This is a genomic window from Parasphingomonas zepuensis (assembly GCF_036663735.1).
Taxonomy (GTDB): Bacteria; Pseudomonadota; Alphaproteobacteria; order Sphingomonadales; family Sphingomonadaceae; genus Sphingomonas.
Map to the genome: position 1 here is coordinate 1 of NZ_JAXOJO010000003.1, position 20,453 is coordinate 20,453.

Consider the following 20,453-nt stretch of genomic DNA (forward strand, 5'->3'; position numbering starts at 1 on the left):
CCTCAACCTGCTACAGCACGACCCTCGAAAGCTCTCCATCCGCGCCAAAATCAAACGCGCAGGGTGGAGCGACGACTACCTCTCAACACTCATCGCCCAAATGCGATAGCCCTGCCCGCCGGGAGAGGGAAATTGGAGAGAGGGAAAGCTTCACCGCGTCGCGAACACATCCAGCAAGGTCAGCATCAGCCAGTACAGCCCGCCCGCCAGCAGCATCGCCGCCGGCAAGGTCATCACCCAGGCCAGCGCCATGCTCCCGATCGTCCGCGCGCGCAGCCCCGCGCCGTTCGCCACCGAGGCGCCCGCCACGCCGCTCGTCAGGATATGCGTGGTCGATACCGGCAGGCCATAATGCTCGGCCGCTAGGATCGTCCCCGCCGCAACCAGCTCGGCCGATGCGCCCATGCCATAGGTCAGGTGAGTCTTGCCGATCCGCTCGCCCACCGTGACGACGATCCTTTTCCAGCCGACCATCGTGCCAAGCCCAAGTGCCAGCGCGACGATGATCTTCACCCACAGCGGGATATAGCGCGTGCCCTGCTCCAGATGAGTCTGATACCCGCTGATCGTCTTCAGCTCGCCTTCCGAGAAGGACTTCGCCGCGGCCGCGTCCTTGGTCACCAGCCGGGTGGTGTCGAGCACCAGATACATGTCGTTGCGCAGGTTCGGCGTCGCCGCGGCAGGCACCTTGTCGAGCGAGCCGAACCCGGCGATCCGCTGGCTCACGTCGCGCGAGAGCGTGTCGACCGCGGCATAGACCGGCGCGCTGGCCACCTGCCGGGTCTGCAGCGCATGAGTCAGCGTAGCGCGCGCCACGCCGACATCGCTGCCGGCGGCCGGCCCGGCATGCGCGCTGAACGCGGCGGCGGCCGAGGTCGCGCTGGCGACGAACGCCGGCGTCGCGCTTTCGGGCATGGTGCGGTTGAGCGCATAGGCCGTCGGCGCGCAGCCGATCAGGATCAGCATGATCAGCCCCATGCCCTTCTGACCGTCATTCCCGCCATGCGCGAAGGAAACGGCAGTGCAGGTCGCGATCAGCAGCGCGCGGATGCCGCGCGGCGGCGGCGCATTGCCTTGGGGCTCGCTGTAGAGCTTCGGATTGCGCAGCAGGAGCTTCATCGCGAACAGCAGCAGCATCGCGGCGAAGAACCCGATCAGCGGTGCCATCCACAGCCCGGTCAGGATCTTGTACGCCTGGCTCCAGTCGACGCCCGACGTGCCGCCCTTGCTCTGCGACAGCAATTGGTTGGCGAAGCCCACGCCCAGGATCGATCCGATCAGCGCGTGGCTGGAGGAATTGGGCAGCCCGACATACCAGGTCGCAAGGTTCCAGATCACCGCCGCCAGCAGCAGCGCAAAGATCATCGCAAAGCCGGCATTGCTGCCGACATGCAGGATCAGGTCGACCGGCAGCAGGGTGATGATCGAATAGGCGACGGCGCCGCTCGAAAACATCACGCCGAGGAAATTGAAGAAGCCCGACCACACCACCGCCACATGCGCCGGCATCGAATGGGTGTAGATCACCGTAGCGACGGCATTGGCGGTATCGTGAAAGCCGTTCACGAATTCGAAGCCAAGCGCGATCAGCAGCGCGAGGCCGAGGAACAGGAACACCCCCGTCGCCATCTGCTCGCCGACCTGCGCGGTATCGGCGAAGATGCTGACCCCGGCATAGATCAGCCCGCCGACGATAACCGCCAGGAACAGCCAGCGCCCCGCCGGGTGCATCGAATGATCGAGCGCGGGCCCGCTGGACGGGCGCTCGGCCGACTCGGCGAGCGCGGGAAATGTCGTTGCCATGATGAAAACCGCTTTGCGCGCTTGTGTGACAGGTTGATGACAAAGGGGATTTCCCTTTCCCCTCAAACTCCCTCTCCCCTTGTGGGAGAGGGAAGGAGGAGCGAAGCGACGGTAGGGTGAGGGCGACGGGGCGTTGCGGGCTCGAAAGCACCCTCACCCTTCCGCCGCCTCCGGCGGCTCCCTCCCTCTCCCGCTGGGAGAGGGAGCTAAGCATGCTTGCCCCAACCCCCGCCGTTCCCTACCTGTTCACCGATGAGTCTCCCAGTATCCACCCCTCAAGACCCGCCCTATCTGTCGGGCCTGAACGCCCCCCAGCGCGAAGCCGTGCTCACCACCGAAGGCCCGGTGCTCGTCCTCGCCGGCGCCGGCACCGGCAAGACCGCCGCGCTCACCGCGCGCCTCGCCCACCTGCTCTTCACCAAAAAGGCGTGGCCGTCCGAGATCCTCAGCGTCACCTTCACCAACAAGGCCGCGCGCGAGATGCGGCACCGCGTCGGCCGCCTGGTCGGCGACGTGGTGGAGGGCATGCCGTGGCTCGGCACTTTCCACGCGATCGGCGCGAAGATGCTGCGCCGCCATGCCGAGCTGGTCGGGCTTCAATCCAACTTCACCATCCTCGATACCGACGATCAGCTCCGCCTCCTGAAGCAGATCATCCTCGCCGCGGACATCGACGAGAAACGCTGGCCGGCGCGCCAGCTCGCCGGCGTAATCGATGGCTGGAAGAACAAGGGCCTTACCCCCGCCGATATCGATGCCGGCGAAAGCGAGCTTTACGCCAATGGCCGCGGCGGGGAGATGTATGCCGCCTATCAGGCCCGGCTCAAGGCGCTCAATGCCTGCGATTTCGGCGATCTGCTGCTGCACATGCTGACCATATTGAAGCGCGATCGCGAGGTGCTGGCGCTGTACCAGCAGCGCTTCAAATATATCATGGTCGACGAATATCAGGACACCAACAGCGTCCAGTATCTCTGGCTCCGCCTGCTCGCGCAGGAGCGCAAGAACCTGTGCTGCGTCGGCGACGACGACCAGTCGATCTATTCGTGGCGCGGCGCCAAGGTCGAGAATATCCTGAAGTTCGAAAAGGACTTCCCCGGCGCGAAGGTCATCCGGCTCGAACAGAATTACCGCTCCACCCCGCACATCCTCGCCGCTGCCTCTGGCGTGATCGCCAACAACAGCGGCCGCCTCGGCAAGACCTTGTGGACGGACGAGAGCGAGGGCGAGAAGGTGAAGGTGCTCGGCGTGTGGGACGGCCCCGAAGAGGCCCGCCGAGTCGGCGAGGAGATCGAGGGCTGCCAGCGCAGCGGCAAGTCGATCGACGAGATCGCCATCCTCGTCCGCGCCCAGCACCAGACCCGCGAGTTCGAGGACCGCTTCATCGCGATCGGCATGCCCTATCGCATCGTCGGCGGCTTCCGCTTCTACGAACGCGCCGAGATCCGCGACGCGCTCGCCTATCTACGCGTCGTCGCCCAGCCGGCCGACGATCTCGCCTTCGAACGCATCGTCAACGTGCCCAAGCGCGGCCTCGGCGACAAGGCGGTGCAGAAGGTCCACCAGCTCGCCCGCGCCGAGGGCGTGCCGCTCACCGTCGCCGCCGCCCGCATCCTCGATACCGACGAGCTGACGTCCGCGGCACGCCGGACGCTCGGCAATCTCGTCGGCGACATGGCGCGCTGGCGCGGCATGGCCGGCGAGCTGCCCCATCCCGAGCTGGCCCGCCAAATTCTAGATGAAAGCGGCTATACCGGCATGTGGCAGGCCGAGAAATCGGCCGAGGCCGCCGGCCGTCTGGAGAATCTCAGCGAGCTCGTCCGCGCGATGGAGGAGTATGAGAATCTCGGCGCCTTCCTCGAACATGTCAGCCTGGTCATGGATAACGAGGCGCAGGCCGACGAGGCCAAGGTGACGATCATGACGATCCACGCCGCCAAGGGCCTTGAGTACGACACCGTCTTCCTGGTCGGCTGGGAGGAAGGTCTGTTCCCCTCGCAGCGCGCGCTCGACGAAGGCGGCATCGCCAGCCTGGAGGAGGAACGCCGCCTCGCCTATGTCGCGATCACGCGCGCCCGGCGCCGCGCCGTCATCCTCCACGCCGCCAACCGCCGCATCTACGGCCAGTGGACCAGCTCGATCCCGAGCCGCTTCGTGAACGAGCTACCCGATGCCCATACCGAGCAGGAAAGCTCGATGAGCGGCGGCGAAAGCCTGTGGCGCGCCAACTGGTCCGAACGCACCGATCCCTTCGCGGACGTCGCGCGCGGGACGGGCCGTGGCCCCGGCTGGCAACGCGCGGCCGGCGTCGCCCCGAATGGTGGCGGGTTCACCAGCCGGACCTTTACGCGCGAGCCTTCGCGCGTGGTCGAGGCTCGGGCGAGCGCGGTGAGCATCGGGAACAAGGGGCGCGACGATCTGAGCGTGGGAATGCGGGTGTTCCACCAGAAGTTCGGCTATGGTTCGATCGCGGAGATCGAGGGGAACAAGCTGGAGATCGACTTCGAGAGCGCCGGGCGGAAGCGGGTGATGGATAGCTTTGTTAGCTTGGGGTGAAACGCTTGCGAGGAGCGAAAGCACAGGTAGTCAAACCACACATTTTAACATAACTGCCTAAATTGATTGATATTTTTACGGACGGTTGTCTTATAAACCTTTAACGTAGAACGCTAGACAACCTCTATTTTAGAACGCAATATCTACCAGATGTGCTAAATTCGGGGGATATATGCCAAATCAGATATCTGGCGGCGGCTTTGAAGACGCCAATTTACCTCTATCAGCCCTTCCCAAACCGCAATTCAAGCAATATATCACGCTGCCACTGGAAAGACAGAAAATCTTTCTAAAGATATCAATGGCAGCGTAATTATAGAATCTTCAGATATTGACAGGTTACGTGGGATGATGATCGATCAAATCGATCTCCATCAAAATGAAATTGACCCCGTTGTAACTGTTGTCGTGAAATGCGCGAATGATAAAACCATAACTTATAGTTCTTGGGCCAGATTTAAGGCGTTGAGAGTCGGGAATCACGACGTAACTTCAGAGATAACTTTGAAATTTGAGTTTGTAATTCTTCTTCCTAACACTCAGTCTCCGCAACGTTGCATAGTTAACATAAACTTGGATTCTTCGCTTCCCGTGATTATAGACCATCGGAAAGACACGAGCGAAGCTGAATCTTTTGGCTTATTTTTTGTAATGAAGCGCGAGTGGAGGACAGTAAAAGTCAATATAGATTTCGTTGACTTCCTTATTGCCAAGTCTTTTACTGGCCTGGCTGAAGAATGGTTTAACTCTCTCAACAGGACGCCCGAGAAAAAATTTAACGCATTTTTACTGAGGAATATGAGTACAATACGTTTTATATTAGGACAAGCCGGACGCCTCGGAATGGCAAGTTTCCTTGCCAGCTATACGCTATTTAGCGACGAATACAGTTTTACTCTGCCAAATATTGTAATGGCTGTATCGCTAGGATTGGTCATATGGTCTCTATTAGTTATAGTTGAATCGTCATTGTCTTCTAGGGTCATGAAGAGAGTGGCCGTCAATATTATACCTACCGTGATTTTACTAACGGACACCGACATTAAGTCGTATGGTGAAATTAAAAACGGCCTAAATTCTCCATTTTTTACAATCGCGAGTGGAGCAGTCTCCATTGCCGCCGGAATTTTACTTAACGTGATTGCAAGCTACATCTTCGCTTACCTTCATCCGTGAATAACGGCGACAGGAATAACGGTGACAGTGCACCTTTGTAGCGACGAGGACCCGTGTTGAACTATAGCGCCGATCAAGGCCGTCGCAAAAAATGCACTGTCATCGTTATTCCAGCGTGAAAGCCGCTCACCTTTCGCCAACTCCATGCTAGGCTGGCCATGGGGCATTGCAGGGGAGGCAAACATGCGATCGATTCTGACGGCCGGCGCGATGGCGCTCGCGGCGGGCGCGGCAACGCCGGCGGGGGCGCAGGCTGATTTCACGGCGACCATGATCGGGATCACCATCGGCAATATGCAGTCCGGAATGCCGGCGGCCTGCCTGCTGGGGCGCTGGAAGCCGACGCCGGAGAAAAGCGCCAAGGCGCAGGCGGATGCCGAACCCGCCTTGCGGCGCTATCTCGATCTGGCGCGCGGCGGCACCATCGATGCGACCGCGGTGTTCACCAACCGCAAGCTCGATCGCCGATGGGCGCTGGAGGGCACGAAGGGAGACCTGGCGGCGATTTCCGATCCCTTGGCCGGGCGTGTCGTGACGCTCAGGCTGCAGGGACATATCCTGGGCGGCGAAGGGGTGCGCTCGCGGGCGATATGGGAAGCCGTCGCGGCGGACGGGACCGTGCTCGGCATCTATGACGCCGTGCTGCGCCGCACGTCGAAAGGCCGCGAGCTTTCGTCGCTCGATCTCTATTACCCGGGCAGCACGGCCGCCGGCACAGCCAAGCCGCTGATCGATTTCTGCTACGATCCCGGCGACATCGAAGCCTATAAGGAAGCCGTGGCCAAGAACGAAGCCGAGCGCGCGGCGAAGCGCGCCGCGAAACAACAGCAGCGCGAGGCTGCGGCGGCGAGATAGCACAGGTCAGGTGCGGGTCAGGTGGGAAAAGGGGTCAGAGTGATTTGTTGCTCACCACCAATGATTGAGGTGACGGACAGCGACGGCGAAGAGCCACAAGGCTGAAAGCGACATGCAGGCGTCTATTCACAAGATCATGGCCGGCCTGCATCGCGCCGGGCTGGTCAACAAGGAGAGCATGCGTGAGTTAGACGCGCTGTGCCTGACGCCCGTAGAGCCGCTGGGAACAACGGTAACAGTGCACTAATGGGCAATTTTCACCCTTCCGGCGCGAGCACGCGGCTGCCTCGCAGGTCAAAGCTAATATGCCGAACCACCAGCCCCCTTCCGCACGAAATCCCCAATCATAAGCTGTCGCCGTTATCCCGGCCCACCTCAGGAGAAGACGCGCCGCAACCAAGCCGCATCTGGGGAGCGTGGATCGGCCCCATATCCGTTTCGCCCTAGCTGACCCGGCAGCGACAGGAAGACCAGGATCAGGACGGTACCGGCCACCGGAACGATCGCCGCGATCAGCCACAAACCCGACCTGCCGATGTCATGTAACCGCCGCGACGCAGTGGCGAGGCAACCCCCGATGGGGACCAGGTCCAGCAGGATGATGCAGCGAGCCAGAAGGGCCTCAGTCAGATTTGTCGAATACACCGCGTCGCCAATCCAGACGCCCCAGAGCCCAAGAAACAAGACACCCGACGCGCTCAGCACCACCAGCGTCGCGAGCACCATCGCCGCCATTTCCCGCCGCGTCGCACGGCCCTTGTAGTTGAATAGGCGTTCCTGCGACGATTGTTCAACCACAGCTATCGTCTCCCCCATTGCTCCGAGCATCTGAATACGGCGCCAGTTTACTAATTATCGCCCGTTATTCAGAAAATCGCAGGCCAGTCGCAACTGACAGAGCTGCAAGATCGCGGGCAAGATCGCCTTGGGGACTCACTACATTATTCTGCGACAATTCAAGCAACGCCCTTTCGAACCGACCCCTGACAAGGGGATCGGCCGCCAGATAAGAAGCGCCCGCCTCGCTCGCCGCGTCGGGCCCCGCGGCGACGAGAAGATATTCCACAAGCGACTTCGGCCAAAGCGCCACATTGTTCACCAGGGGCAAGACCGTTTCGGTACGCTCGAACGCGGCGAAAAAGGGAAAGATGATCTCGCGGATCGCGTTGGCGGCATCCTGCGCGGTCCGCGCGCGCCCGGCCTTGTCCGCGAAATCCCACTCCGGCCAGTCGAAGCGAGGCGTCAGGTTGCCGATTTGCGCCCCGGCGACATGGCCGGCGAAGGGGTTATTCAGACGAAGGAAGGGGTGCGTTTGCGCCGCACGCCAGGCCTTTAATCGCCGCGAATACACGACGGCGTGGATTCAGACGGCAGCGCGCTCGCCCGCGATGTTGTAACGATTCGACTGAAAATGGATCTGGAAGGTGAGGTCGCCGCTATCTTTCTTGAACGTCGGGCCGCTCTTCAGGAACCGGAAGCCCTCGGGGATCATGTCGTTTCCGATGATCGCGATCGCCTCTAATATCGCTTCCCTTGGTTTTTCGTCGGCAGCGGGCGGACCATGCCGCGCCTGTGCCCCCGCCAGCTTCCTGCGAGCGGTCTCAACGACAAAATCGATCACCTGTCCGCGGTCCGCCATCGCCTCATCCTTCGGCATCATTCTGTCGGAGTTGCGGTGCCAGTTTACCTAAGTCTGAGTGAGCGACCATAGCCGAACTCGCAGCAGCACGCGGTGCGTCGAGATTACCTGGTATTCGTTGCATCACCCTTTCCAACCACGCCGCTGATCCGCTTTCCCCATATGCTCCAGTGTGTCGGGATTACGGTGCCGGGATTACGGTGATGGTGTGGACGGCGCTCTGATTGGCGGTTGATTCGGGAAGTCCCGGTGCCAGGCTGAGGTCGTTGTCGAAGCGATCCAGCAAGGAGCACCGTCCATGGGTAAGGTAGCGATCGATCTGTCGTGTGTCACGACTGTTGGCCTGGATCTGGCCAAGCATGTTTTCTTTGTTCACGCTGTCGATGCTGAGGGCCGGCCGATGGTGGCACGGGCGTTACGGCGCCGGGATGTCGAAGGGTTCTTCGCCGCGTTACCGCCCTGTCTTGTAGGGATCGAGGCATGTGGCTCGGCGCATCATTGGGGGCGTACGCTAATGGCGTTGGGCCATGACGTACGGCTGATGCCGCCAGCCTATGTGAAGCCGTATGTGAAGCGACAGAAGAACGATGCGGCCGATGCTGCTGCGATCTGCGAGGCTGTCACCCGGCCGTCGATGCGGTTCGTGAAGGTCCGCGCTATCGCCAACCAGGCAGTGCTGATGCAACACAAGGCGCGCGAGATGCTGGTCGGCCAACGTACCCAGCTGCTCAACGCCCTGCGCGGGCATCTGGCCGAGATCGGCGTGATCGCGGCGCAGGGCACCGGCCACGCCCGGGCCTTGGCGGCGCTGGTCCGCGAGGGTCATGATGACATACCGGACTGTGTGCGCGCATCGCTTCTCCCGCTGGTTGTCCAGCTCGAGCATCTCGACGAGGCGATCGGCGATGCCGACGCGGCCATCGCCCGCCTCGCCAAGGCCGACCCGGTCTCGGTCCGCCTCATGACGATCCCGGGCATCGGTCCGCTGACAGCCTCCGCGCTCGCCTCCGCTATCGGTGACCCGGGCGCCTTCAGCGGTCCGCGCGAGTTCGCCGCGTTCCTTGGCCTGGTGCCGCGGCAAAACTCATCCGGCGGGAAACCGAGGCTCGGGCGTATATCGAAGATGGGCAATCAGTATCTGCGCAAGCTGTTGGTCGTCGGCGCACACGCGGTGCTCCATCATCACGCCCGCCACAGCGATGCGCTGCGACGCTGGGCCCACAAGCTGCTCGCCACCAAGCCGTTCAAGCTCGTCGCCGTCGCGCTCGCCAACAAGCTCGCGCGCATGGCGTTCGCGATCATGAACTCTCAACAACGTTATAGCGGCGTGCCTGCCTGATCGCAGGCGGCCGCCAACCTATCTCGGGTGACCATGAGGTGATGCGACAACCACGGACAGGATCTGCCAAGCCCGGTAAACTGGCTGCGCCATCAAGCGCGTTACGGTGATTAGGGGCCAGCAGAAACAGCGGCCAAACATCAGGGCCAGTGGACCACAAACCCACAACTGCAGGCCGAAGACATGACCGCACCCGATACTGTCGTACAACCTCAATTACACCCTTGATCGCAGGGCGCCGTCCAGACATGCCAGTTCACTTAACCCCTAAATGAGCGACCAAGCCAGACTCCCCGAATTCCGGTAAAGGCACATTTAATTGCCTATTCAGCCGGATTGACACCGCCCGGCGCGTCCGATCTGATCGTGACCGACATACGGGGGGAAGACATGTTTTTCAGACATTTGGGTATAGGCGTCGCCGCAGCGACGATTGCTGCCGTACCGAACGCAGCTCTGGCGCAAGCCAAGGCCGACAACGGCATCACGTATGACTGCGACACGGCCGCCAACCATTATTCCGAACTGGTGCTCCCGGCTGGCGCTGCTCCCTTCACCGTGACGGGCAAGGTCAAGCTGATGAACATCGTCGCCAGCAAGGAGTATCTCCCGATGGCGCGCCTGTCGATCAGCAACGCCAGCGCTCAGCCCGGTCCTTCCGACGAAGGCTGGGCTGGTTTCGAATTCATGGTCGCGCCGGCCACAAAGGGAAAGGCACCCCCGATTTCCGCGCTCGCCTTTTCGCGGCGCGAAGTGGGCAAGGAGAATGATGTCGAGATCGCCGGCGTGCCGAGCGGCGAGAACGTCTCTTTTACCCTCGATTATGATGGCGCGCGCGTGTCCGTGAACATCGACGGATACGCGAAGCAATTCGAGTTCGTGAGCTCGAAACCAGTCGTGCGGATTGTCTGTTCGACGGGCGAGTTCCTCTATTCGGACCTTGTCATCCAGCCACGCCGCTGATCCGCATTTGCAGCTGGGCCAATCAGCGCTGGCGCAATGCACTGCCGGGCAATGAGCGGTCGGAACACGTCTCCCAAGGCAATCGTTCGGCGCCTGCCCGCTGACCACAGGATAGCAAGATGCTCCTTCTAGCCGCCGCGATCTGCACTGCCGTCGCGCAGCCGTCTTCGCCCGCCGAACCACCCGAGATACCGCCCGCGTCGCTACCGACGCTGTCGCGCGCCGCGAAGTCTCCCGATGGCTTCGCGCCACCGGGATGGAAGGTGGAGCAATTGGCCCGGGGCGACCTGAACAAGGACGGCACGCCGGACATCGTCGCCGTCCTGAAGGGGGCGGATCCGACCTGCATCATCGGCGCCGATCGCGGTGCTGGCCCGATTGACACCAATCCAAGGATGATGATCGTCGCGTTCGGCGGCAAGGACGGGTACCGGCTTCAGCTCGCCAACTCCGCCGTGATCCCGCGACTGGAAGATCCCTATATGGACGATCCTCTGGCGAGCGGCGCGATAACCATCGATGGCGGGGTGATCCGCCTGCGGCTCGGATCGTGGCGCAGCGCCGGCGGCTGGTCCACCAGCAATAACACGCTCGCATTCCGCTGGGACGGAAAGCGCTTCGCGCTGGTCGGCCTGGACCGCGATTATCTGGAGCGCAACAGCGGCAAGACCGAGCAGTTGAGCGCCAACTACCTGACTCACCGGGCCAGGATCACGAACGGCTCGATCGAGAGCGATACAGGCGGCAAAGTCCGCTGGAGGCCCGTGCCAGTCCGCGCTTTGCCGTCGTTGGAAACAATCGGGGACGGCCTCGAATTCGCGGACGGGCAACAAGAGGATTTAACATAAGCACTCTTGCGGCTCCTCATATCGGAGCCGCTCAGGTCTGAGGCCAATCCGGATTTTCCCTGGAGCGTTGACGACAGACGTTTTCCTGCAAACAGTCGCAATAGTCCAAGCGGCACAGTGACGACGGGACAGCAAATGCGCGAAGTAAGGTCGATCCTGGCACGCCTGAGCATCGGCTTTCCGCTTCTGACGCTGGCGGCACCCGCCACTGCGGGCTGGACGTCTGATCCGGCGCTCCGCACGGAGACGGTCAAGGATGCGGACGGCGGCGAGATCAGCTGCACCTTCTACCGCGACTTCATGATCCGGGTTCCGGGCACCGACACGCCCTCACCCGGCAACGCGACTTTGGTCCGTCCCGGAAAAGCGCCTGTGACCTGCTCGCCCAGGACGCAGGCCGGCCTGTCGCTCGACACCGAAGAATACGCCTTCATGGGGCGCACTGGTGTGTATCTGTTTTTCGAAGTGGCGAACCCGTTCGCGTCAGTGCCCTTCAGGATTGTGGATTCGCGGACTGGCCGCACGATCATCGATGACGTGACGGAGGACGGCCTTTCCAATCCGGCGACCATCCGCACCATGACGGCCACCCCCAAATCGCTGTCGCTGGCCTTTCGGCGCGCGCTGAACACGCAATGCTCGGTCCTCGCCAAACCGGAAGCGTGCTGGCGGGCGATCACGCGCAACAAGGATAACGGCGTGCCGCCGGAAATCGCCCGGCTGGCGCCGCCGACAAAGGCCTGTGCGAAAACCTATGGTGACGCGGGGATCGACAGCAGCGATCCGAGCGTCATCAGCTACGACGTGCAGGTGGCCTGGCTCAGGGACCGAAGGCGCAACCAGATCACGGCCAGCGACCCGGTCGGCTGCTGGCCGTTGCCCTGAATAAAGGCGCGGATCGATTCAACCTCCGCCTCACCGCGCTACCGTCGCCCCCAACATGGACCGCGCGACGCGCTGTCTGTTGGATCTTTCTCACCGTCGAAACCATCGAAAAGCGGGCCGCTACAGCGGTATTTTCCGCCGCGATTCGGCCGATTTTTCCGCTGTTACGGGTTAACAGGGAAAGCGGCACCCAAGTCTTTGATATCGAACCCGCAATTCGTTCGATAAATCCAACATAACAGCGGAAAAACAGCGTCAAAAAAATGACGCGGCCGATAACACCGGAAAACCGTGCATTTTGTTGGAGATTCTCCCCGAATCTCGGTCGAGCCGGCCGCCAACCAGCGTTGCCCGCACGATCGTCGCCACGGCACCATGGGCAAAAGACCGGGATCGCCGACGTCATTCACACCAGCGTCGCATAGCAACGCTACCGGCCCCGCATCCATCACGGATGAACCGAAAGCCCCGGGAGCCGACACGCCATGCCCCGCAAGACGATACGCGCCGCCCTCACCGCCCTCTCCCTCGTGCTGCTAAGCCTCACCGCAGCCACCGCGCAGGAGGAGAGCGCCGCAATTGAGGGCGCGCAGCTCGTGGATATCCTCGCCCTCGACGGCGAAGTGTTCCACGTCCAGGGTGTCGATCTCGACAGCCGGCGCATCTGGATCACCTCGGTCGATCGCGCGGGCCGCAAAGGCTATCTCCATGAATTCGACCGGCACAGCGGCGCCTTGCTGCGGCGGCTGGAGCTGACGGACGGCCCCCGCTACCATCCCGGCGGGATCTCGCTCCACAACGGGTCGATCTGGGTCGCCGTGGCGGAAATGACGCCGGACAGCTCCGCAACGCTCATGGAGATCGACACGGGCTCTCTCCGGGTCCGCCGCAGGATATCCGTAGCCGACCATCTGGGTTGCGTCGCGGTCGCCGGGCGCACGCTCATCGCGGGCAATTGGGACAGCCGGTTGCTGCACATCTTCGATCTGGCCAGCGGCAAGCCGGTCCGAATCGTGCCGAACCCCTTCGCCACGCGCTATCAGGACATCAAGCTCGTCGACGGCCAGCTCGTCGCGGGCGGGCTGGTGACGCCGTTCGGCGGCGCGATCGACTGGATCGACTGGCCCTCGATGAAGCTCGTCCGCACCGCCCGCACCGGCCTCACGGATCGCGCCCGGCCCTATACCGGCGAAGGCATGACACTGAAGGGCCGCGATCTGTTCCTCGTGCCCGAAGACGGCCCGAGCCGGTTGTTCCACTTCAGGCTGGGGGATCAGGCGCCGGACCGCATCTGAGCATTCCCAATGCTCGCCGCCTTGATACGGTGGCGTGTTTGCCGAATATGCTGCCCTATTCCGAAGGGGGCATATTGTGGAACGTCCAAGAGCGATCGTCTGGTTCGAGCGCTGCTATCTCGGCGCGTTAGCCATCAAGCTCGCGCTGGCGATCGTGAACTGGAGCACGGCGAACAGCGCCGCGACGCAGATCGGGACTACGATTGCCCTGCTGCTTTGGTTTGGCGTTGTGAATCGTCATTCCAATATATCGCGATGGATCATCGTCCTGTTCGCGATAATCGCCGCAATCTGGACCTGCGTCACCGTGGCATATGGCGCCTTCAGCTGGGTCTCGATTCTTCTGATGTTCGTCGCGGGGATACTGAACATTGCGGCCGCATTGCAGCTGATCGGCGCGGACGCCGAACCCTGGTTCGAAAAGCGCGCTCCCGACAATCGGTCCTGAAGCTTCCGCAACGGCGGCACACCCCTCCGTCAGCCCTAAGCCGCCCCGATCCCCTGCAGTTTCGCGACCAGCGTCTTCTCGTCGAATGGCTTGGTGATATATTCGTCCGCGCCGGCACCGATGCCCTGGAAGATGTCGGGCGTCGCCGACTTGGACGTGCAGAACACCACTTTCGGCGTCACCCCGCCGTCGATCCGGCGCAGGGCGGCGACGAACTGGACCCCGGTCATCACCGGCATTTCCCAGTCGAGCAGGATCAGATCCGGCATCGTCACCTTGCAGCGGGCGAGCGCCTCCTCGCCATTTTCGGCCTCGGTCACCTCATAGCCGAGGCCGGAGATGATGCGCTGGGCGACCTTGCGCATCACCCGCGAATCATCGACCAGCAGGCAACGCCGCGGCCGCGACGGCGCGGCGGGCACGTCGTCGGGCACGGCCGCCGACACCGCAGCCGCCGCTTCGGGTTCGGCCGGGATCATCCCGGTTCGCCCGACGGACTCCGGGCTCAGACGCTTGATCAAACCCTTAATGACTGCGGCTCCCTCTGGCTGAGGACCTGGCTCGCCGCGGCGACCACGGCCTGGTCCGCTTCGGTCATGCGGACATGGATAAAAGGCACCCAGATCTCGCCGAACTCGGCCTTCTGGTACCAGACGTCGATGACGTCATAGGACGCCCAGAACCCGTCCGGCTGGCGCAGCCGCAGTCCCTCGCCGATTCGCGGGACAGCGGCAAAGCGCAGGCCGATCTGGGTCTGGTTCGTCTCGTTCTGGACTTCTATCTCGATCAAGGACTGCAGCCTCCAGTGCGTCCGGGCACCGTAATCGCAAATCCTTGCTGAAACGCGAACGTTATGGCGCGGGCAACCACGTTTGCGATTCCGTGCGCGGTGGAAAAAGCACAAGGTCCCGTTGCTTAACCACGAACCGGGCTTACGCGCCGCGCCCCGCCATGGCCTCCTGCCGCCGGCTCCCGCAACACGCCGCCGCACGGCGTGCCGCGAGCCAGGAGACCCTCATGAGCGACTCACGACCGACCAGCGACTCCACTCCGACCGACCAGCCGACGAGCACAGGCGCGGATTTCTCCTCCGCCACCTGCGCCGAGGTCGTCGGCGGCTGGGCCGAGGGCGCCACGCCGCTGCTCCCAGAGGGCGGCTGGCTGGCGATCAACGGCAGCACCGATCTGTCGGGCTGCGTAGTGGGACCGTTCGGGGCCTCGCTCTCCCAGGTCTATGTCACCAATCGGCCGACTGATCCCGGCTATGATTATGGCATATGGGTGTACGGCCAGGGCCCGTCGGGCATCGGATCGGGCTGGTTCGAGCTGACCTTCACCGATCAGACCCAGTCCGATTACAGCGTGAAGCTCTATTCCTCAACGCCGGGCTGGCATTATGTCGATTACAGTTCGGATTCACCCGGCATCATGCAGATGAGCTGGCAACCCTGGAGCTTCCCCGCCGCGGCGTAGATTTGCGTGCGTTCAGCTCTACTTGCGCCAAGCTGCTTCGCTTGTGCGACGGCAAAGGAGCACAGCTGCGCGCTCCTCTACGTCGGCGAGGATTTCTCTAAGGCCGATATCGCAACGGCACTGCAGGCATGACGGGACAGGCGCCCCCGCTGGAAGAACGCACACCGCCACCCCATATCCCTCCCCGAACCAGGAGGTACCCATGACAGCGTATCGCAAGACGGCCGAGGCCGTCGCCGCCCTCACCCCGGAAGAATTCCACGTCACGCAGCAGAGCGGGACGGAACGCCCCGGCACCGGCAAATATCTCTACAACAAGGAGCCCGGTATCTATGTCGATATCGTCTCCGGTGAGCCCCTCTTCGCGTCGTCCGACAAGTTCGATTCGGGCTGCGGCTGGCCCAGCTTCACCAAGCCGATCGAGCCGGCCCATGTGAACGAGCTGCGCGACGCCAGCCTCGGCATGGTCCGCACCGAAGTGCGCTCGGCGCAGGGCGACAGCCATCTCGGCCATGTGTTCGACGATGGCCCACGCGATCGCGGCGGCCTGCGCTATTGCATCAACTCGGCCTCGCTGCGCTTCGTCTCGCGTGACGATATGGCGGCACAGGGCTATGGTGCCTATCTCGACCAGGTGGAGGAAGTGGCATGAGTCAGGAAACCGCAATTCTCGCCGGTGGCTGCTTCTGGGGCGTGCAGGATCTTGTGCGCCGCCAGCCCGGCGTGCTCTCGACTCGCGTCGGTTATTCCGGCGGCGAGGTCCCCAACGCGACCTATCGCAACCACGGCAACCATGCCGAGGCGATCGAGATCGTCTTCGATCCGGCCGTCACGAGCTTTCGCAACCTGCTGGAATTCTTCTTCCAGATCCACGATCCGACCACGAAGGACCGCCAGGGCAATGATGTCGGCGCCAGCTATCGCTCGGCGATCTTCTACACCAACCCCGAGCAGAAGGCCGTTGCCGAGGACACCATCGCCGATGTCGAGGCGTCCGGCCTGTGGCCCGGCAAGGTCGTCACCGAAGTGACCCCGGCCGGGGATTTCTGGGAGGCCGAGCCCGAGCACCAGGATTATCTGGAGCGCATCCCCAACGGCTATACCTGCCACTTCGTGCGGCCGAACTGGAAACTGCCGCACCGCGCCGACGCCGCCTGATCCGCCCGCGGGGAGCCCTCTCCCCGCGGCATCATCCAAGCACGGAGGATAGCATGTCCGATCTCAACACCACGGAATGGGAAAAGGAGCTGCGCGTCCTGCTCCACCAGATCCAGGCCCACCCATCGCGTGAAGCAGGCGACGTGCGCCAGCGCATTGCGGTCCTGAAGAACCTGATCGCGACCCGGGTGAAGGTCGCGGCGTAGAGCGAGGCAAGTCCCCCCTCTCCGTTCGGGCTGAGCTTGTCGAAGCCCTGTTCTTTTCTTCAGCGGAGAAAGAGCGGCCCTTCGACAAGCTCAGGGCGAACGGCGGGTGAAATTCGCAATGGTCAGGCCTGAACCCCGGCCGTCTCCGCCGCGATCCCGCGCAGGGCCTGCTCGAACGCCTCGGGCGGCTGCCCGCCCGAGATCAGATAGCGCTCGTTGATCACGATCGCAGGCACTGAACTGATCCCGCGGGACTGCCACAATTGCTCGGCCGCCCGCACCTCGGCAGTATAGCGGCCCGACTCGAGCACCGCGCGTGCAGCATCGCCATCTAGCCCCGCCGCGACCGCTGCCGCGACCAGCACGGCGTGATCGGACGGATCCTTGCCGTCCGTGAAATAGGCCTCGAACAGCTTGTGCTTCAGTGCCGCCTGATGCCCTGTCCCTTCGGCCCAGTGCAGCAGCCGGTGCGCGTCGAACGTGTTGTAGATGCGGCCGCCCTCGGCCATCGTCATGGTGAAGCCCACGCCGGCTGCCCGCTCGCGGATCATCGCCCGGTTCGCGGCGGATTGCTCGGGCGTCGATCCATATTTCTCGGCGATATGCTCCCCGATCTCCTGCCCGCCCGCCGGCATGCCCGGATTGAGTTCGAACGGCTGGAAGGTGATCGTCGCGTCCACCTCCTCACCAACCCGGCGCAGCGCCTCCTCGAGACCGTTCAACCCGATGATGCACCACGGACAGGAAACGTCGGAGACGAAGTCGATCTTGATGGGGACGGTCATGGCTTACCTCGCAATCGTTGCGACCGGATATAGGGCCGCACGATCCGCCTCGCGATGCCGCGCCGGAAATTCTCTTCAACCGCGCCATCGCAACGCAGCTCGATTCAACGGCGCGCGCGAGGGGGCCATAGCGTTGCGATGATTTCCTCCGTCGTTTCGCCACGCCGCGGATTTCCGATTTCGCCCGCGCATTCCACGCTCGCGCCGGGCGTCAGCGGCGCTCGCCCCCCTCCGGCCAGCCACGTCGTGCGGCCCGCACGATGTTCGCCCGCACGATCGCCCGATGAAACGGCGCGATCACCGCAAGGTACCAGCGCCCGAGCCGGTTGTGGCAGTGCACCACCGTGATCATGGTCAGCGTCCGCGCGCCATCCTTCTCGTCCTGCAGCAGGATCGACGCGCGGAAATCGAGATGCCGGTCGTCCTCGCCGACGATCAGTTCGCGCGACGTTCGCGCCTGCACTGGGAAGAAACCGATCCGGTCGCCGGCGTTCCGCTCGCGCGCGATTGCCCGCGACGTCTTGACGCCAAGCGGCGCCACCGCCGCGTCGCGCATGCCCATCAGCGCCTTCATCCACCAGGCCGGCTGCGCCAGCACCGCGCGCGCCAGCCGGTCCGAGTCGCTGGTGGCCCCCGCGGACAGCGTGGTGGCAAAGGCGTCGAGCAGGTCGGCACCGGGATAAAGCGGGGCAAGCGCGCTCTCGGTCGGGGCGGGGACGGCGCTGACGATGCTCATGCCCGGTCATAGCATGGCCCCTCGTGTGGGAAATGCTGTCATGTTTGCGCCGCCGGGCGGGTCGGAGCGCGAAATGCACCCGATACGGGCGGCACCCCGTTGACCGCGTCCGTTCGCCGCGCGACGAGTCGGCGGAGATGCCTCGGTCTTGAAGGATTTCCGGTGCGAACCCTGTCCACATCCCTGGCCGCGCTGCTCGCCGGCGCCGCATCGGTCCCGGCCGCAGCCGCCGAGACCAAATGCACCATCGGCCAGATGCTCGAGTTGCCCGTCACCATGACCGGCCTCAAGCCCCTCGTGCCGGCCACGATCAACGGCAAGCCCGTCAAGCTGATGGTCGATAGCGGCGCGTTCTACAGCCTCATCTCCCCCGGCTCCGCTGCCGAACTCGGGCTCAGGCTCACCGCGGCGCCCAACGGTGCACGGATGCGAGGCGCCGGCGGCGACGCAAGCATCTCCATCGCCAAGGTCAAGGAATTTGGGCTCGGCCCGGCGAAGCTCAACGATATCGAGTTCATCGTCGGCGGCAGCGAAACGGGCAGCACCGGCCTGCTCGGGCAGAATGTGCTCCGCATTGGCGATGTCGAATATGATCTTGCCGGCGCGGCGATCCGGCTGATGCGGCCGCATAATTGCGACAAGGCCAATCTCGCTTATTGGGCGGGGGACAAGCCGGTCTCGCAGCTCGAGATCGATCCGCCCTCGCCGCTGCAACCCCACACAATGGGCACGGTGATCCTGAACGGGGTCAAGATCCGCGCCATGTTCGATACCGGCGCATCCACCTCGGCGCTGACCATCGCCGCCGCCGCCCGTGCAGGGATCAGGTCCGACTCGCCCGGTGTCGAGCCGGCCGGCTATGGCAGCGGGCTCGGCCGGCGCCTCCTACCCACCTGGATCGGCCCGTTCCAGAGCTTGAAGATCGGCGACGAGGAAATCCGCAAGATCCGGCTCCGCTTCTCCGATATCGGCAATGGCGGCGATTTCGACATGCTGATCGGCGCCGATTTCTTCCTGTCCCACCGGGTCTATGTCTCGAACGCGCAGCACAGGATGTTCTTCACCTATAATGGCGGCCCGGTCTTCGACCTCACCGTCAGGAGAAAGGATACGCCGGCCGGTGCCACGGCCGCTGCGCCGTCCACGGGTGAGAACGGTGGCCCGGCCACCGCGGAGGAGTTCAGCCTGCGCGGCAACGCGCTGGCCGCGCGGCGCGATTTCGCCGGCGCGCTGGCCGATCTGACGCGCGCCGGCGAGCTGGCGCCGGACAATGCCGAATATCGCTACCAGCGCGCCGTCATCCTGCAACGCAGCGAGCGGCGCGCCGAGGCACTAGCCGATCTCGACCGCGCCCTGAGCCTGAAACCCGATTACGCAGAGGCATTGCTGTTTCGGGCCAGCCTGCGCCGGCGCGACGACAAGCCGGGGGCCCGCGCCGACGCCGATGCGGCGGACCGTGCCGTGTCAGCGTCCTCCGATCTGCGCCTGACGCTGGCGGGCTTCTATGCCGATATGGATGATTATCCGGCCGCGATCGCGCAGTATGATCGCTGGATCGTCGCCCACCCCGACGATCGGCGATTGCCGTCAGCGTTGAACGGGAGGTGCTGGCAGCGCGCGCTTGGCGGCACCGATCTCGACCGCGCCATCGACGATTGCGACAAGGCGCTCAGGCTACGACCGAAGACGCCAGCCTTTCTCGACAGCCGGGGCCTTGCCCGCCTGCGCAGCGGACAACTCGACAAGGCGCTGGCTGATTACAATGCGGCATTGGCGATCCAGCCGAAATTGGCCTGGTCGCTCTACGGGCGCGGCATCATCGCGCACCGTAAGGGTCTGGCAGCGCAGGCCAGCGCGGATATTGCCGCGGCGGTGGCCCTGCGGCCCGGCCTGCCGGCCGAGGCAAGACGCATCGGTCTGGAGGTGCCGAATTAGCGTGGTTCCTCAGTGCCGGTCGGCTGACCGGGCAGCGGCACCGGACCGTCCCCAATCGCGCTGTCGCTGTCATAGTCCTCGCCCGCACTGCCACCGCCCGCGCCTACTCCGCTGCCGTGCACTTCGCCGGTCGCAGAGTCGATCCACGCACGCTTTCCGTTCTCGGGCGGAATGTCCGGGTTTTTCGGGGGCGTCGTTCCGGTCATGCCCATTCTCCCATGCCCGTTCTCCTCGCGTCAGCGATCAGTGCCAGAAGATCAGCAGCAGAATGATGATCGGAAGGGGAATGCCGATCAGCCAAAGCAAGATGCCTTTACCCATGCCACGTTCCTCTCGATGATTCGTGTTGGTGC

24 protein-coding genes are annotated in these 20,453 nt (G+C 63.4%); 14 read left to right on the top strand and 10 right to left on the bottom strand.

Translation table 11 applies throughout. The features are described from left to right. Positions 1-150: 150 nt before the first annotated feature. Entirely contained in the window at positions 151-1,803 is a 1,653-nt protein-coding gene (locus U1769_RS11320) for an inorganic phosphate transporter (protein WP_332715817.1), read from the bottom strand. Positions 1,804-2,055: 252 nt separating this feature from the next. On the opposite strand from U1769_RS11320, the gene U1769_RS11325 reads away from it, so the two are divergent. The 3 genes from U1769_RS11325 to U1769_RS11335 all read left to right on the top strand — a co-directional run bounded on the left by U1769_RS11325 (position 2,056) and on the right by U1769_RS11335 (position 6,390). Continuing rightward, positions 2,056-4,359, top strand: a complete 2,304-nt coding sequence (locus U1769_RS11325; protein ID WP_332715819.1) for an ATP-dependent helicase — start codon at positions 2,056-2,058, stop codon at positions 4,357-4,359. A 348-nt stretch (positions 4,360-4,707) separates the two neighbouring features. Beyond that, positions 4,708-5,535: a hypothetical protein gene (locus U1769_RS11330; protein ID WP_332715822.1), complete on the top strand. Its 828-nt coding sequence runs from the start codon at positions 4,708-4,710 to the stop codon at positions 5,533-5,535. Between the two features lie 183 nt (positions 5,536-5,718). Then, positions 5,719-6,390, top strand: coding sequence for a hypothetical protein (locus U1769_RS11335; RefSeq protein ID WP_332715824.1), 672 nt, complete (start codon positions 5,719-5,721; stop codon positions 6,388-6,390). Positions 6,391-6,765: 375 nt separating this feature from the next. On the opposite strand, the gene U1769_RS11340 is transcribed toward U1769_RS11335, so the two are convergent. The 4 genes from U1769_RS11340 to U1769_RS11355 form a co-directional block, all read right to left on the bottom strand. Continuing rightward, positions 6,766-7,188 (bottom strand): DUF805 domain-containing protein, encoded by a 423-nt coding sequence (locus tag U1769_RS11340; protein WP_332715827.1) that lies wholly within the window; start codon positions 7,186-7,188, stop codon positions 6,766-6,768. Positions 7,189-7,252: 64 nt separating this feature from the next. Then, complete coding sequence (locus tag U1769_RS11345) at positions 7,253-7,741, bottom strand: hypothetical protein (RefSeq protein ID WP_332715829.1); 489 nt, start codon at positions 7,739-7,741, stop codon at positions 7,253-7,255. Between the two features lie 12 nt (positions 7,742-7,753). Next, positions 7,754-8,050 carry a DUF4304 domain-containing protein gene (locus tag U1769_RS11350; protein ID WP_332715831.1) on the bottom strand — a complete coding sequence of 99 codons (297 nt, stop codon included), beginning with the start codon at positions 8,048-8,050 and terminating at the stop codon, positions 7,754-7,756. Positions 8,051-8,210: 160 nt separating this feature from the next. Further along, complete coding sequence (locus U1769_RS11355) at positions 8,211-8,405, bottom strand: hypothetical protein (protein ID WP_332717626.1); 195 nt, start codon at positions 8,403-8,405, stop codon at positions 8,211-8,213. Between U1769_RS11355 and U1769_RS11360 the strand changes: the two genes are divergently transcribed. The 6 genes from U1769_RS11360 to U1769_RS11385 all read left to right on the top strand — a co-directional run bounded on the left by U1769_RS11360 (position 8,349) and on the right by U1769_RS11385 (position 13,807). Beyond that, positions 8,349-9,368 carry an IS110 family RNA-guided transposase gene (locus U1769_RS11360; protein ID WP_332717539.1) on the top strand — a complete coding sequence of 340 codons (1,020 nt, stop codon included), beginning with the start codon at positions 8,349-8,351 and terminating at the stop codon, positions 9,366-9,368. The genes U1769_RS11355 and U1769_RS11360 overlap by 57 nt on opposite strands. A gap of 336 nt (positions 9,369-9,704) precedes the next feature. Then, a complete protein-coding gene (locus U1769_RS11365) occupies positions 9,705-10,331 on the top strand; it encodes a hypothetical protein (RefSeq protein ID WP_332715832.1) in 627 nt (208 codons plus the stop codon). A gap of 119 nt (positions 10,332-10,450) precedes the next feature. Then, positions 10,451-11,179: a hypothetical protein gene (locus tag U1769_RS11370; protein ID WP_332715833.1), complete on the top strand. Its 729-nt coding sequence runs from the start codon at positions 10,451-10,453 to the stop codon at positions 11,177-11,179. A 135-nt stretch (positions 11,180-11,314) separates the two neighbouring features. Continuing rightward, the gene (locus U1769_RS11375) at positions 11,315-12,064 is read left to right on the top strand and encodes a hypothetical protein (protein WP_332715835.1); all 750 of its coding nucleotides are present in this window, start codon (positions 11,315-11,317) and stop codon (positions 12,062-12,064) included. Positions 12,065-12,549: 485 nt separating this feature from the next. Then, entirely contained in the window at positions 12,550-13,359 is an 810-nt protein-coding gene (locus U1769_RS11380) for a DUF6454 family protein (protein ID WP_332715838.1), read from the top strand. 34 nt (positions 13,360-13,393) lie between these two features. Next, positions 13,394-13,807: a hypothetical protein gene (locus U1769_RS11385; protein WP_332715840.1), complete on the top strand. Its 414-nt coding sequence runs from the start codon at positions 13,394-13,396 to the stop codon at positions 13,805-13,807. Positions 13,808-13,842: 35 nt separating this feature from the next. On the opposite strand, the gene U1769_RS11390 is transcribed toward U1769_RS11385, so the two are convergent. Next, the gene (locus tag U1769_RS11390) at positions 13,843-14,286 is read right to left on the bottom strand and encodes a response regulator (RefSeq protein WP_332715841.1); all 444 of its coding nucleotides are present in this window, start codon (positions 14,284-14,286) and stop codon (positions 13,843-13,845) included. A gap of 38 nt (positions 14,287-14,324) precedes the next feature. Continuing rightward, complete coding sequence (locus tag U1769_RS11395) at positions 14,325-14,597, bottom strand: hypothetical protein (RefSeq protein WP_332715842.1); 273 nt, start codon at positions 14,595-14,597, stop codon at positions 14,325-14,327. Between the two features lie 227 nt (positions 14,598-14,824). Between U1769_RS11395 and U1769_RS11400 the strand changes: the two genes are divergently transcribed. The 4 genes from U1769_RS11400 (at position 14,825) to U1769_RS11415 (ending at position 16,644) form a co-directional block, all read left to right on the top strand. Further along, a complete protein-coding gene (locus U1769_RS11400) occupies positions 14,825-15,280 on the top strand; it encodes a hypothetical protein (protein WP_332715844.1) in 456 nt (151 codons plus the stop codon). A gap of 202 nt (positions 15,281-15,482) precedes the next feature. Continuing rightward, positions 15,483-15,932 (top strand): peptide-methionine (R)-S-oxide reductase MsrB, encoded by a 450-nt coding sequence (gene msrB / locus U1769_RS11405; protein WP_332715845.1) that lies wholly within the window; start codon positions 15,483-15,485, stop codon positions 15,930-15,932. Further along, a complete protein-coding gene (gene msrA / locus U1769_RS11410; RefSeq protein WP_332715847.1) occupies positions 15,929-16,438 on the top strand; it encodes a peptide-methionine (S)-S-oxide reductase MsrA in 510 nt (169 codons plus the stop codon). Before msrB ends, msrA begins: the two co-directional genes overlap by 4 nt. A gap of 53 nt (positions 16,439-16,491) precedes the next feature. Further along, the gene (locus tag U1769_RS11415) at positions 16,492-16,644 is read left to right on the top strand and encodes a hypothetical protein (protein WP_332715849.1); all 153 of its coding nucleotides are present in this window, start codon (positions 16,492-16,494) and stop codon (positions 16,642-16,644) included. A gap of 122 nt (positions 16,645-16,766) precedes the next feature. Here U1769_RS11415 and U1769_RS11420 read toward each other — a convergent pair whose 3' ends face one another. Together U1769_RS11420 and U1769_RS11425 are read right to left on the bottom strand one after the other, a co-directional pair. Continuing rightward, complete coding sequence (locus U1769_RS11420; protein WP_332715851.1) at positions 16,767-17,429, bottom strand: DsbA family oxidoreductase; 663 nt, start codon at positions 17,427-17,429, stop codon at positions 16,767-16,769. Between the two features lie 211 nt (positions 17,430-17,640). Further along, positions 17,641-18,165 carry a DUF2867 domain-containing protein gene (locus U1769_RS11425; protein WP_332715852.1) on the bottom strand — a complete coding sequence of 175 codons (525 nt, stop codon included), beginning with the start codon at positions 18,163-18,165 and terminating at the stop codon, positions 17,641-17,643. Positions 18,166-18,327: 162 nt separating this feature from the next. On the opposite strand from U1769_RS11425, the gene U1769_RS11430 reads away from it, so the two are divergent. Beyond that, positions 18,328-20,100, top strand: a complete 1,773-nt coding sequence (locus U1769_RS11430) for an aspartyl protease family protein (protein ID WP_332715854.1) — start codon at positions 18,328-18,330, stop codon at positions 20,098-20,100. Here U1769_RS11430 and U1769_RS11435 read toward each other — a convergent pair. Further along, positions 20,097-20,306, bottom strand: coding sequence for a hypothetical protein (locus tag U1769_RS11435; protein ID WP_332715856.1), 210 nt, complete (start codon positions 20,304-20,306; stop codon positions 20,097-20,099). The genes U1769_RS11430 and U1769_RS11435 overlap by 4 nt on opposite strands. Positions 20,307-20,453: the final 147 nt, after the last annotated feature.

Bases quoted from the DNA above. Each gene is read 5' to 3' on its own strand.
- U1769_RS11320 (WP_332715817.1), bottom strand. From the start codon at position 1,803: ATGGCAACGACATTTCCCGCGCTCGCCGAGTCGGCCGAGCGCCCGTCC.
- U1769_RS11325 (WP_332715819.1), top strand. From the start codon at position 2,056: ATGAGTCTCCCAGTATCCACCCCTCAAGACCCGCCCTATCTGTCGGGC.
- U1769_RS11330 (WP_332715822.1), top strand. From the start codon at position 4,708: ATGATGATCGATCAAATCGATCTCCATCAAAATGAAATTGACCCCGTT.
- U1769_RS11335 (WP_332715824.1), top strand. From the start codon at position 5,719: ATGCGATCGATTCTGACGGCCGGCGCGATGGCGCTCGCGGCGGGCGCG.
- U1769_RS11350 (WP_332715831.1), bottom strand. From the start codon at position 8,050: ATGATGCCGAAGGATGAGGCGATGGCGGACCGCGGACAGGTGATCGAT.
- U1769_RS11370 (WP_332715833.1), top strand. From the start codon at position 10,451: ATGCTCCTTCTAGCCGCCGCGATCTGCACTGCCGTCGCGCAGCCGTCT.
- U1769_RS11375 (WP_332715835.1), top strand. From the start codon at position 11,315: ATGCGCGAAGTAAGGTCGATCCTGGCACGCCTGAGCATCGGCTTTCCG.
- U1769_RS11380 (WP_332715838.1), top strand. From the start codon at position 12,550: ATGCCCCGCAAGACGATACGCGCCGCCCTCACCGCCCTCTCCCTCGTG.
- U1769_RS11390 (WP_332715841.1), bottom strand. From the start codon at position 14,286: ATGATCCCGGCCGAACCCGAAGCGGCGGCTGCGGTGTCGGCGGCCGTG.
- U1769_RS11400 (WP_332715844.1), top strand. From the start codon at position 14,825: ATGAGCGACTCACGACCGACCAGCGACTCCACTCCGACCGACCAGCCG.
- msrB (WP_332715845.1), top strand. From the start codon at position 15,483: ATGACAGCGTATCGCAAGACGGCCGAGGCCGTCGCCGCCCTCACCCCG.
- msrA (WP_332715847.1), top strand. From the start codon at position 15,929: ATGAGTCAGGAAACCGCAATTCTCGCCGGTGGCTGCTTCTGGGGCGTG.
- U1769_RS11415 (WP_332715849.1), top strand. From the start codon at position 16,492: ATGTCCGATCTCAACACCACGGAATGGGAAAAGGAGCTGCGCGTCCTG.
- U1769_RS11420 (WP_332715851.1), bottom strand. From the start codon at position 17,429: ATGACCGTCCCCATCAAGATCGACTTCGTCTCCGACGTTTCCTGTCCG.
- U1769_RS11425 (WP_332715852.1), bottom strand. From the start codon at position 18,165: ATGAGCATCGTCAGCGCCGTCCCCGCCCCGACCGAGAGCGCGCTTGCC.
- U1769_RS11435 (WP_332715856.1), bottom strand. From the start codon at position 20,306: ATGACCGGAACGACGCCCCCGAAAAACCCGGACATTCCGCCCGAGAAC.